The following is a 12,134-nucleotide window of genomic DNA, read 5'->3' on the forward strand; positions in this document are numbered from 1 at the left end:
TAGTGATGATTCTTGCTTCGTAAGCATTTGGCTTAAAGAATGATCACACAAGTAGGCTTGTTCCCAGCCGCTTGTGATAATTCTTGCTTCGTAAGCATTTGGCTTAAAGAATTATGATGGTGGCCAATAAATCAACAAATCCCTTAAGCAAGGGATTTGTTGATCGGCCGTTTTGGCTGGCTCAAGGCTATTTTGGAATCGTTCCGTCTACGCCTTTGACGAACCAGTTCATCTCCAGAATTTGCTCCAGGCTCATCGTTTGGCCGGCTTCCTGCTTGGAAGCGCCGGATGCATCCGTTATCGGACCGCTGAATACGTTCAGCTCGCCGCTGATGATTTTCGCTTTTGCATCCTCTACCAGCTTCTTCACATCCTCCGGAATGCTAGGTCCAAGCGGAGCAAGACCAACCATGCCGTCTACCATATCGCCGGAATATTGCTCGCTCTTCCACGTTCCGTCGATCACGGATTGCACGACTTTCGTATAATAAGGACCCCAGTTCCAAGTTGGGTTCGTTAAGTATGCATCCGGTGCGTAACGGGTCATGTCGGAGTCATTGCCGCCTGCCAGCGCGCCGCGTTCGGCAGCCGCCTGCAGGGTTGCAGGAGAATCCTGATAAGCGAGCAGGACATCCGCGCCTTTATCCAGGAGGCTGATTGCCGCTTGGCGCTCTGCCGTCGGATCGTACCAGGTGTTGCTCCATACGACGTCTACCTTCGCGTCCGGATTAACGCTTTGAATGCCAAGCGCAAACGCATTGATGTTGTAAATAACTTCAGGAATCGGGAATGCGCCTACGTAACCAATGACATTCGACTTCGTCATTTTCCCTGCCGCAATACCGGTCAGGTAGCTGGCTTCATAGTTCTTGCCGAAGTAAGTGCTCATGTTGTTCGCTGTTTTGTAGCCGGCCGTGTGCATGAACTTCACATTCGGGAACTTCTTCGCTACATTTAACGTCGGATCCATGTAACCAAAGCTTGTCGTGAAAATAATGTCATGATTTTGAGCCAGCTCCGTTATGACGCGTTCTGCGTCCGCGCTTTCCGGTACGTTTTCTACCGTGTCAGCTTTAATGCCAAGCTTCTCTTCCATGTACTTCCTGCCGTTGTCATGCTCGAAGGTCCAACCGCCGTCACCAGGAGGTCCGATATAAACGAATGCGACCCGCGGCAGCTTCTTGCCGCTGTCTGTTGCTGCCGGTTCCGACGATGTCTGCGTATTTCCGCCGCTTGCGGATTCGTTTGCTTTGTTGTTGCTGTTACTGGAACAAGCGGACAAAATAACGACCATGAATACGAGTAATGCCAACCCCACTTTGCGTGCTTTTGCAAGATGTGTCATATCGTTCCTCCCCAACTCTCTATCATCACCATGACCGTAACGGGTGATGTAGTCTCAATATACTTCCGCGTCATTACCACGTCAATATATCTAACATTAGATTGGAAAGACTTATAAAATAACAAAAACTCATTGTGCACGATGCACGTCTAGCGTCATTTATGTAACAATAGATTACATTTTATCTCCGGTCACGAATTTGGCGGTATCGCCTGATCGCCTGTCCAAGACTGTCTTCATCATCTACATCAAGCAGCAGCTCCTCACCCTCTTCCCCGAATTCAATGATTTCTCCCGCGTAATCCGGCGACCCAAACAGCTTGCGCGCCCCCGTATCCCCCTTCAAACCGCGGAGCGCCTTATACATGGTATGGCGGACAACGGCAGGAGGCATGACGATCCCCCGCATGGAAGATGCAGCGAAATCCAAAGCCGGGTTTTCCTCCATTACAACAAGAAGACGCCGCACCATAGCAGCCGTGACAAAAGGTTGGTCACCAAGCCCGATCACGATAGCATCGGGAACCGGAAGGCTGGATAGCGCGGCGTCTACACCGGCACGAATAGAATAAGACATGCCAAGACTTGCTTCTTCGCAGACGACGATATTTAATTGAGAATCGTATAGTGAATCTCTCCTTATATCCCGCAGCCAAGCAAGCGGATCATCCGGACGGACCACAATGTGAATCCGTCCGATCCCGCTAGTGAGCAGAGCACGAAGCGCCATACTGCCGAGCGCTACGCCCGAAGAAAGCTCCAGCGGCAGCTTCGGCTTGCCCATTCGGCTGCTCTGTCCCGCCGCCAAATAAATTGCGGATAGGTTCATGCCGTACCTCCTTTTGCTTATTCCGCCATTGATTGCGCAAAGCGATTAATTCCGCGGCAATGCTTACAGCAATCTCATAAGGGCCTTCAGCCCCAATGGATAAACCGATAGGAGCCTTCACCGTAGCAGGCGGGACTTCCCCGTTAAACAGCATGCCAATCCGCTTAGTCGAACCCATAACCCCTATATACTTTGGCCGAGAAGTCAATGACCACTTAATCATTTCCCGGTCGTAATGGAGATGATGACTGCAGACGACAACAGCATCTTCGGCGCTCAGCTGCAGTTTCTCTTTGAGCTGTTCGGGCGTGCCGAGATAATGCTCGGCATCCGGATATGCAGCCAGCAAACGCGGACGCCAGTCTGCGACAATGACATGAAAGCTGCTTTGCATCAACAGTTGATAGATAGGGACCGCATCCGGACCGGCACCAAACAAGATGACCCGCTGCCTATTCGTCAGGCGGATACTAAACTGCCAATCATAGGACTCATCGGAAGGGAACCGAACCGTCTCCTCCGTCGCAAGCTCATAGAAAAGCTCTTCTCCCTTCAGCCCGCGCATAAACCTTACCTCCTTGCCTGCATCAAGCAGATCCAGGGCATCCATCAGAATCCCCCGAAGCGCTCCTTCTATTGGCTCCAGAAGAACGCGGATAACTCCGCCGCAACCCACGGCTTCTCCCCAGATGGGATCGTCTTCCGGGTCCATGTTATATTCCGCAACCTCATACCGGCTTGCTTCCCAAATGGAGGGAACCCGCTCCAAGAGATCGGATTCGATGCAGCCGGGACTAACCGTGCCGACGGTATCTCCGTTTAACGGGAGCAGCATGGCCGCTCCCGCCTTACGGTACGCGTGTCCTTCAACCCCGATAATGGTTGCCAGGACTGCCGGCCGATCAAGCTGCCGGATCGTTCGCAAGATGTTAATCATATCCATCGGCAACCCCTCCTGAAAGCTTAAAGTTTTGCGAAGCCACTTAGTCCGTAAGCATTGGCTAAAAAAAACAATCTCATAACCAGCTAATTACAGTCTTGCAAGCAGCTCCTTCAACGTCCGGTCCGCTTCGCGCAACACAAGCGGTTTGTCAACCGTCTTCATGATTCTGCTTTCCATCACGATCTGCCCGTCAATCATCACGGTATCCACATCGCCGCGCGTGGCCGCATAGACCACTCTGGAATACCAGTCCGCATCAAAGGAAGGATAGACATGGAAGTCTTCCAGATCAAGCAGCTGCAGATCCGCTAGCTTTCCAACTTCAATGCTGCCGATTTTGTCCTCCAGACCTAGCACTTGAGCTCCGCCCATTGTCGCCATGCGAAGCACGGTCTTTGCGTTCATGACGGTTGGACCATGCTTCACCTTTTGGATAAAGGCCGTAAGCCGCATTTCCTGGAACATATCCAGATTGTTATTGCAAGGCGCTCCGTCTGCTCCAATGCCAATGTTAATCCCCTCCTGCAGCAGCTCGGGAATCTGCGCAACGCCGGATGCCAGCTTCAGGTTCGAGCCCGGGCAATGCGTAACCTTTACGCCCCGTTCCTTGATAATTCGTTTTTCCTCTTCATCCAGCCAAATGCTGTGCGCCAATATTAGGTTCGGACGTGCTAAACCGATATGATCGAGATAAATTACGTTGCGCATGCCGCGTTCGGACTCGACGATTGAAATTTCTTCCCTGTTTTCCGACGCATGGGTATGTACCTTTACGCCGTATTGCTCGGACAAATCTCTCACGCCGATCAGAAGCTCTTCTGTACAGGAGACAACAAACCGCGGGCAAAAAGCGTATTCGATTCGTCCGCCGGCAGCACCGTGCCACTTCTCCAGCAGATCTACGCTTTCCTTCAGCGACTGCTCGGTCCTCTCCTGCAGCGGAAGCGGAACCTCTGTTCCGTAATCCATCATCACCTTGCCGGAGACAGCCCGGATTCCGCTCTCGAGAATGGCCTGGAAAGCCGATTCCGTATGATTAACGGTCTCCATATCGAGAATGGTCGTTGTGCCGCTCCGGATTAGCTCCCCAATGCCCAGCAGCGCCGAATAATAGACGGACTCCTCATTATGCGCGGCTTCAAGCGGCCAAATCCGTTGTCTCAGCCAATCAATCAATTCCAGATCATCCGCTCTTCCGCGGAACAGAGTCTGGCACAAGTGAATATGCGTCTGAATAAAACCGGGCAGCAGCACCTTACCGCCAGCGTCTATGACGCGGTTAACTTCATTTTTCTGAATATTCGGACCTATTTGAGCGATTTTATTGTCTTTCACAAGCACATCGCCAATTAATATGTCATCTGATGCATTCATCGTCATAATGACGGCATTGCGGATCAAAGTCGAACTCATGCGTACCGCTCCTTTGTTATAGCACAGTGGATTGATGATGGCTGTTTATGATTGTTCGTTTATTAACAGCTTACGGAATAAGAAAGCGATCTTGAGCCTAAGAAGATCATTCATTTTCTTGAAATCCACCCCTAAAATTTCGCTTAACTTCTCAATCCGGTAAGTTGCCGTGTTCCGGTGGATATACAGCTTCTTCGCCGTTTCGTTTAATTGGCCGTCCTGCTCCAAATACGTCTCAAGCGTACGAAGCATTTCGTTGGCATAATCCGGATCCTTATTTACAAGTCCGCCCAGCCAACGGTTGCAAAAGGCTTCCATCCGATCCCTCGATACATGCTCGAATACGATTGCCAAGTCCATTGTATCAAAGGAAGTAATCGATTGCCCGACTCCCCATTCGGAAGCAAGCCTTTGGGTCTGCCTGCATTCGTCAAAAGCCTCGTAAAGCTGGTCTGCCCGTTTCTTCCGGCTGCTGACCGCCGCCCGCGGACTTTCGCCGCTCTCCCGCAGGATAGACGCAAAGCATACGTTTAATGCGGATTCCACACTACCCTCTACCTGTCCTTCACCCACCGGAAAAACGGATAAAAGACCCTCTTCCATTACAATATGCATGCCCTTCAATTCTTGAAGTTTCGCATGGCTTAAAAAATCCGATTTCAGCTTTTCGAGCTTCTCGCTCCTTTGCAGAGCGGAAGCATGAGAAATATCGCTCAACACGCAGACATAATGGCTTTGGAACACTTCAAGCTCCCACCGATCCGCATATTCGACGACCTTATCAATCGGCAGGCCGTTCCTGAGGTAACGTTTGATCAGCACGCCAAAATCCTTTTGCACCGACAGTTCGAAATAATCCTCGTAATTAAAATTCATTTGATAGGACAATAGCTCCGCGGCCTGCAGATAGAGACTTTCTTCAATGGTAGACAGAAATAGCTGCGGGTTAAAAAACAAAACAAATCCCGTGCAGCGTGATTGCTTCATAAGAGGGATCCGGAACGCCTGCCACTGCTTGCTCTTCATCCACTTCTGCTGCTGCGGCCATGGCCAGCTGCCCGTTAATTCGGTATCAGCCACGAGCGAGCTGTTGTATACGATCTGGCCTCTCGACCCGACAATCGCCATTGGGAATCCGATAATATCCGCAACCGCATCAAACAATTCGTTAATATGATCGGTCTTGAGTGCCATCCTCATCAGCCGGACCTGCTTATCGAATATATCCTGCAGCACCCCCGTATTGCGCCTAAGCTCCTCCTTAAACAAGCCGCTCATCTGATCGGAGAACGTGAATTGATAAGGAAGCTCAATAAGAGGAAAACCAAGCTCATTGGCAAAAGCAATCAACTGCTCGGGAATCGCGTCCCAGAAACGGCCCAGCTTGATCCCGAGACCCGACGAGCCGCGCTGGTTCAGCTTGGCCAGCAGCTCCGTCGCATCCTGCGGGTGGTCCTTGATCAGGTAGGCGGTCGTAAACAGCATTTCCCCTTCCTTGATCCAATCGGTAATATCCGGAGCATCCATCACATTGACGGATTTCACGATCCGATTGCGCCCTGCTGTTCCGGCAACCAGCTTCCCTTCCGATAAGGGAAACACGTTTAGCGCCTGTTCCACTGTCAAATGCATAGCGCACCTCCGCTCACCATGTAAACACCCATTGGTGTAACTTTATATAACATCATAAATCAGAGATTTCCTTTAATCAATAGTTATGTGAATATAATTAACCATATAAACTCTTAATCTTGCAATACAATCCTATTTTCTGGTTGATCACTTCGAATACCTAACATGTATTTAACGTAATTGAACGCAAAAAAGCCGATAAAAGCAAATTTGCTCTTATCGGCATTTCATTTTACATCCAATTATTATTTCGCTTGAGGCAATGGCAGGAACAGAAGGTTAATCGGCAGGTTGCTTCCGGATGCCGGCGTAAACACGATCGATACCGACTCTTCGGAATCGCCCGTCCGGTAAAGGACGCCCGCTTCGTTCGCATTGCTCAGAATAGTTGTGTTTGTAGCGTAGACCAGCTTATTGTTAATCAGGAATGCGCCGCCGTAATGACCGCCGCGCGGATTCAAGGCAATAAGCGTATGTGGCTGCACGTGCCACAGATTCAGAACGTACAAAGCACCGTTGTTGCCGTCATTGGACATCGCGTCACCTGTCAGTACGTCATAACCGGACAAGCGGGTATCTACCACTTTGTCGGCCAGAATCATACGGGAAGGAACATCGCCAATCGTCTGCAGAACGTTAATGCTGCGGTTCGCTTGCTCGAAGGTACCGCGTACGTGCTTGCCGTCGCGAGGCAGAATCGGAAGCTGCGCAAGTGCCTGCAGCACGTCTTTGCTTGCGTCTACCACGATAACGCTGAATTTGATCGGCGCGGAAGTCGTTACATCCGCATACATCGTAATGACGCGGCCGTTCACAACTTCCTTGCTGCTTAACGGGCTAAGTACAACACGGCTTTGTCCCGCGGGAATGGTAGTCACCGTTCCAACCGGATTAACGGTTCTCGACAACAGGTAGTTCGCCGTAGCGGCTTTGCCTGACTGTGTTACGTAAGGTGCCGGACCGCCAAGCCCGATACGCTCATCGGTTACGGTAGCTGCCGTGGAATTTTCATTTGTTGCTACAATATAAACCTTAACCGGATTAGGACGGTTATTCTGGTTGTGAATCAAGAAACGGACATTTCCGTTTGCCGTATCCTGGTAATAAATCCCCTCGTCGTTAATCATCTCGGGGCTGTTGCTGCGGATGAACGTTTGCTGGCCGTTCGAAACAACGGTGTATGGCTGTGTAGGAAGCTTAAGCACGCTTGCGCCGTCAATCGAGAATTTCTCGCCTTGATCGGTGTAAAGCTGATCGAACTCCTGCTTGGTATACAGCGTTTCGTTAGTAATCGTAATCGTCTGCGAGAACTCGCTTGTTAGTCCATGCGCATCGGTTACTTTCAACGTTACCGTCTGTTCGCCTGGTTCGAAGAAAGCCTTAGCGTTATTGACCCATTCGCGCTTTGTGATCTTGTTCTCGTCATCGGTGCTGATATCATTGTATTGAATGAGTTCGCCCATTTTGTAATAGGACTTGTCCGTTGCAAAACGTGCTTCCGGCGGAAGATTCGGAGGGAGTACGTTAATCGTCACCGAATAAGGATCGCTCCATACGCCGTTTGCATCTTGGACCCATTTTGTTACCGTATACGTACCTGCTGCCTCGAACACGGTTTGTTTGCCTTGCCAGCGTTCGCCCACGATGGCTGCGCCGCTTGGCGAATAGGACAAATCGCCGTAGGTCACTTCGGTCTGGCCGGCATACACAACTCCAGTCGCGATGTTAAACTTGGCTACCGGCTTAGTTGTCCAAGTCAAGACGATCTTCTTTTGTGCCGGAATCGTAGACAACGACATTCCGAACGGCTGAAGCACCGAACGAAGCGGGATCATCAGACTTCCGTTTTGAACAAAAGGCACACCTGTAAACGTTGCGCGGGTACCATTTACCGTATAGGATGACTTGTTTACCGCATAACGGAGCTCGCTCATTGCGCTGCGAAGTACATACTCCTTCTTGTTCGCGTCATAAAGCACGGATCCCCCGAGTCTGCCTGCAATGGCAGTAGCGGAAATATAAGTCGTGCCTTTCAATTCGGTAAGCGGCTGTGCAGCCATGTAAAGCTTGCCGTTATGGTACATTTGCTTTGTTTTTTGAAGAAGAATTAATTGATTCTGACCATTGGAAGCGCCTTGCGCCGCTACTGGTATAGCGAACAGCATCAATGCCGCAAGGACAACTAAGCTGACTTTCTTAAACATTGGATTCTCCTTTTCTCTTTGGGATGGTTTGAACAGACATAGATTAAACGCATCCCAGAGCAAAAGGTTGCACCTGACAGCCTACTTTTTTAAGGCTCCCGCAATATGTTCAAATATAAGGTTGCGGGATTTGACGGCTTCGTTCCGTCCCGCCAATGCTTTTCGCAGTACAATAACCAGTCGTTCTTCAGGCGCAATAAGCAAATATTGACCGCCGTGTCCAAAAGCAAAATAGCAGTCAAACGCTCCGTTATGCTCGGCCGGCGATTGCCACCAATGGTACCCGTAAGCCCCGTAAATCGGCGGATCATAGTGAAGAAGTCCTCTGTGATGCCTCTTCGTCGACTCTTGAACCCATGAAGATGGCAGCAGCCTCTTGCCGAACCAATCCCCTTCCCTTAAATGCAAAAGCCCCAGCTTCGCCAAGTCCCTGCCGAATAATTGAAGACCGGTACCCCCTTCATTAATTCCTTTATGCGAGGTCCATTTCGCTTGCCGGAACCCCATTGGCCGGAACAGCCGGCTTGTGGCATATTCAAGCGCGGTTTGGCCTGTTGCTGCCGTCAGAATAGCGGATAAGAGATGGGAGCCTCCGGAATTGTAGAGATAGGCGTTCCCCGGTTCGCTTATCATCGATCTCCCGAGAACAAACCGGATAGGATCTGCCGCTTTTTTCATCGCTTTGTAGGGCTTATCGAAATCCGGCCAGTCCCAGCCCGAGGTCATCGTCAGCAGATGCTTGATTTGTATGGAGGCGTCTGGCACTCCTTCAAAATAATCCGCAATAGGCTGGTCTACGTTTTGAATATGACCGTCTGCTATGGCAACTCCGATAAGCGCGGACAACACGCTTTTGGTACAGGATAAGAGCGGCCCTACCGAATCCTCGCCCTTGGCATGCCACTCCCAAGCTATTGCATCATCACGCATAATGATGACCGAAGTCATCTTCCATGGCTCCAGCCATTCCTTCATCTGCTCCAGCTTCGACTCATCCAGATTAGCAACGGATGGCGCTACGATACGTAAATAAGGATCATTTATTAATGTAGACATGCTATTAATCAGCCTTTCCGGTTCTATGAAGGAGCATCCGCCGTATCCGATGCGGCATGGCCGCCTTCTGCGCCTGCTTTCGGAAGCATAAACATAGACAGCAGCACCATAACCGACATGACGCCCAGAATCATAAAGATCCGGTGAAGGCTGTGCTCCAGCTTAAGCGCATCAATCGCTTCCGTATTTCCGGTGTTCAGCAATAAACCAAACATGGCAATCCCCACCGTCTGTCCAAGGGTACGGATAAAGTTGTTGCTGCCAACCGCCGCTCCGCGCAGCTCCCAGCTGACAGCCGAAGTTACCGCCACGGTAAAGCTTGTTAATGAAAGGCCAAACGACAGGCCGGATAAGCACGTGTAGATCATAAACAAAACGATGGAGGTGTGAGCGTTCATAAGCATGAAGCCCGCGCTTCCGGCAATAAGAAAGAGCGAACCCGTTACAGCAATGCGGCGCATGCCGAACCTGGCAATAAAATTGCCGGCCAATATAGCCCCAAGCGGCCAACCGATGGACAGAGGAATCATTGCCATGCCGGAGTATGTCGCACTTTCGCCAAGCACGCCTTGAATCCACAGCGGGAGGTAAAAGATCGCAACAACATTTATCACGCATATCAAAAAGCTGATTGCGTTTACGGCGCTTATCGTCCGGATTTTAAAAATTTGCAGCGGAATGATCGGCTCGCGCGATCGTTTTTCAATAAAGTAGAACAACGTCAGGAGGATCGCCGCTGCCGCCAGGAGCAATATAATTTCGATCCTAGATTGAGCGGCATCCGGTTCGCGGAGAATCGTCAGCGCATACAAGAAAACGAACATTCCCGCCGCAAAAGCCGCGATGCCGGGATAATCGATATACCGCTTCTGCTTCACGGACACCTCTTTCATCGACATCATTAGAAGCACAAGCGCAACGATGCCAAACGGAAGATTCATATAAAAGATGGCCCGCCAAGACACGTAATCGACAAGCAGTCCGCCTGCAAGCGGTCCCGTTATGCCGGCGATGCCCCAAATGCTCGACATCCAGCCCTGGACTTTAGCCCGTTGCTCGAAAGGGTATAAGTCGCCGATAATGGTGTAAGGAATCGTGGTCAACGCCCCCGCTCCAAGCCCTTGAACCGCCCGGAAAGCAATCAGCTGCGGCATGGAGGCGGCAAGCCCGGACAGCATGGAGCCCAGAAGGAAAATGCCCGCTCCGGCGATAAACATTTTTTTGCGTCCGAACAGATCGGACAATTTGCCGTAAATCGGCGTTGTGATCACCGTGGCGAGCAGATAAATCGAGATAATCCAGCTGTACTGCTGGATTCCGTGCAATTCACCGGTAATGCTCGGCATTGCCGTGCTTACGATAGTTCCTTCTATCGCCGCCAGGAAAGTCGCGACATACAAGGCAACGGTTACGGTACGTCTATTGGTTGTTGTACTCATTATTTCTCCTTTCCGTACGTCTTATGACTTGGTAAAATAATGCGAAACAATCTATTATGATACTTGTTTGCGGAAAAGATCAATGGTTTTTGAGGTTTTTGGCAAAGGACACAGCCATTTTGACCTACCGGAAAACCTTTTTTTATGTTAGCTTTATTAAAGCTTCTTTTAATCAAATAACGTTGTTGATGTAAGGGATGAATATACAAATGGGTTACGATTATTTAATATCCATTATCGATCAGTTCGGCTATGTTTCGCTTTTTTTGGTTCTATGCCTAGGCTTAATCGGGCTTCCCGTTCCGAACGAGGTTGTCGTTATGACGGGCGGCGCGTTTGTTGCATCGGGTCTGTTAAGTCCCGTGCCTGCTTACCTGATGGTATTCCTTGGAATATGCTCGGCGATGACGTTTAATTACTCGATCGGCCGGTTCGCGGGAAGTAAAGTATTCGACTGGTTCATGAAAAAAAAGAATATGGATAAATTTATTCATCAGGCTCAAAACATGAGCGATAAGTATGGCGGCTTTGCGCTAAGCATCGGCCTCGTTCTTCCCGTGCTGCGGCATGTGATGCCGTTTGTAGGAGGAACAAACAAGATGACTTTTAAACGCTTTGTTTTGTTTGCTTACCCAAGCGCCTTTGTCTGGACGCTTATCTATTTTATCCTGGGTACGTTTGTAGGCGACCAAGTGCAAGCAATAGGCGATTCGATAACGAATAACGGAATGCTTGTTGTCTACGCCCTGCTTGCCGTTGCGGCAGGCGCGGGAGCCTGGCTGTACTTCAGGAACCGTTCGGCGAAGAAGAACGGAAAAGCTGAACGTCCGATGTAGGAGTAAAAAACCTCCGGAACCCCTTATTAAAGGGAAACCGGAGGTTTTTTTATTTGAACTTCGGGTCTAATTTTTCTTCCGCCGCGTTCACCAGGTAATCAAACAGCTCGTCATCCTCTTCGAGCAGGTCCTCTACCGCCAGCAGCTGGTCCTCGTCGCCCGATTCGTGAAGGAAAAAGAGGCCATACCCCCATTCCGTTCTCTTCCGGCTATGAATGGTCATTTCATATTGATTCGGCTGGCCGGTCATTTCGAATTGAATACGGCCAACATAACCTTCTTCCTTCGTATAAGTCATCGAAGCATCCAAAATTTTAACCTTATCCATCTGTTCTAAACTTCCTTCCGGTCATTCAATTTTTCCGTTTGTATTTGCTAAAAATAGCCTGCCCTCTAATTGTATACGGTTTGCCGCATTCGTCAACAAATGTTCAAGG

At 50.0% G+C, this 12,134-nt stretch carries 10 protein-coding genes; 1 reads left to right on the forward strand and 9 read right to left on the reverse strand.

Annotated features, from left to right (window positions below; all coding sequences use genetic code 11):
• Positions 1-187: 187 nt before the first annotated feature.
• The 8 genes from WFK81_RS08000 to WFK81_RS08035 form a co-directional block, all read right to left on the reverse strand.
• Entirely contained in the window at positions 188-1,345 is a 1,158-nt protein-coding gene (locus tag WFK81_RS08000) for a BMP family ABC transporter substrate-binding protein (RefSeq protein ID WP_336785919.1), read from the reverse strand.
• A 181-nt stretch (positions 1,346-1,526) separates the two neighbouring features.
• A complete protein-coding gene (locus WFK81_RS08005; RefSeq protein WP_336786447.1) occupies positions 1,527-2,129 on the reverse strand; it encodes a nucleotidyltransferase family protein in 603 nt (200 codons plus the stop codon).
• Entirely contained in the window at positions 2,050-3,117 is a 1,068-nt protein-coding gene (locus WFK81_RS08010) for an XdhC family protein (protein WP_336785920.1), read from the reverse strand. Before WFK81_RS08010 ends, WFK81_RS08005 begins: the two co-directional genes overlap by 80 nt.
• A gap of 87 nt (positions 3,118-3,204) precedes the next feature.
• Positions 3,205-4,530 (reverse strand): 5'-deoxyadenosine deaminase, encoded by a 1,326-nt coding sequence (locus tag WFK81_RS08015; RefSeq protein WP_336785921.1) that lies wholly within the window; start codon positions 4,528-4,530, stop codon positions 3,205-3,207.
• Positions 4,531-4,575: 45 nt separating this feature from the next.
• On the reverse strand, positions 4,576-6,162 hold the full coding sequence (locus WFK81_RS08020; protein ID WP_336785922.1) for a PucR family transcriptional regulator: 1,587 nt from the start codon (positions 6,160-6,162) through the stop codon (positions 4,576-4,578).
• Between the two features lie 245 nt (positions 6,163-6,407).
• The gene (locus tag WFK81_RS08025; RefSeq protein ID WP_336785923.1) at positions 6,408-8,366 is read right to left on the reverse strand and encodes a stalk domain-containing protein; all 1,959 of its coding nucleotides are present in this window, start codon (positions 8,364-8,366) and stop codon (positions 6,408-6,410) included.
• 81 nt (positions 8,367-8,447) lie between these two features.
• Positions 8,448-9,422, reverse strand: a complete 975-nt coding sequence (locus WFK81_RS08030; protein ID WP_336785924.1) for a serine hydrolase domain-containing protein — start codon at positions 9,420-9,422, stop codon at positions 8,448-8,450.
• A 23-nt stretch (positions 9,423-9,445) separates the two neighbouring features.
• A complete protein-coding gene (locus WFK81_RS08035; protein WP_336785925.1) occupies positions 9,446-10,861 on the reverse strand; it encodes an MDR family MFS transporter in 1,416 nt (471 codons plus the stop codon).
• Between the two features lie 197 nt (positions 10,862-11,058).
• Between WFK81_RS08035 and WFK81_RS08040 the strand changes: the two genes are divergently transcribed.
• Positions 11,059-11,697: a DedA family protein gene (locus tag WFK81_RS08040; RefSeq protein WP_336785926.1), complete on the forward strand. Its 639-nt coding sequence runs from the start codon at positions 11,059-11,061 to the stop codon at positions 11,695-11,697.
• 49 nt (positions 11,698-11,746) lie between these two features.
• On the opposite strand, the gene WFK81_RS08045 is transcribed toward WFK81_RS08040, so the two are convergent.
• Entirely contained in the window at positions 11,747-12,025 is a 279-nt protein-coding gene (locus WFK81_RS08045; protein ID WP_336785927.1) for a hypothetical protein, read from the reverse strand.
• Positions 12,026-12,134 lie beyond the last annotated feature (109 nt).

This window comes from Paenibacillus sp. MMO-177 (genome assembly GCF_037147795.1).
GTDB lineage: Bacteria > Bacillota > Bacilli > Paenibacillales > Paenibacillaceae > Pristimantibacillus.

Coding starts and splice junctions, on each gene's coding strand:
- WFK81_RS08000 (WP_336785919.1), bottom strand. CDS start 1,345: ATGACACATCTTGCAAAAGCACGCAAAGTGGGGTTGGCATTACTCGTA.
- WFK81_RS08005 (WP_336786447.1), bottom strand. CDS start 2,129: ATGGGCAAGCCGAAGCTGCCGCTGGAGCTTTCTTCGGGCGTAGCGCTC.
- WFK81_RS08010 (WP_336785920.1), bottom strand. CDS start 3,117: ATGGATATGATTAACATCTTGCGAACGATCCGGCAGCTTGATCGGCCG.
- WFK81_RS08015 (WP_336785921.1), bottom strand. CDS start 4,530: ATGAGTTCGACTTTGATCCGCAATGCCGTCATTATGACGATGAATGCA.
- WFK81_RS08020 (WP_336785922.1), bottom strand. CDS start 6,162: ATGCATTTGACAGTGGAACAGGCGCTAAACGTGTTTCCCTTATCGGAA.
- WFK81_RS08025 (WP_336785923.1), bottom strand. CDS start 8,366: ATGTTTAAGAAAGTCAGCTTAGTTGTCCTTGCGGCATTGATGCTGTTC.
- WFK81_RS08030 (WP_336785924.1), bottom strand. CDS start 9,422: ATGTCTACATTAATAAATGATCCTTATTTACGTATCGTAGCGCCATCC.
- WFK81_RS08035 (WP_336785925.1), bottom strand. CDS start 10,861: ATGAGTACAACAACCAATAGACGTACCGTAACCGTTGCCTTGTATGTC.
- WFK81_RS08040 (WP_336785926.1), top strand. CDS start 11,059: ATGAATATACAAATGGGTTACGATTATTTAATATCCATTATCGATCAG.
- WFK81_RS08045 (WP_336785927.1), bottom strand. CDS start 12,025: ATGGATAAGGTTAAAATTTTGGATGCTTCGATGACTTATACGAAGGAA.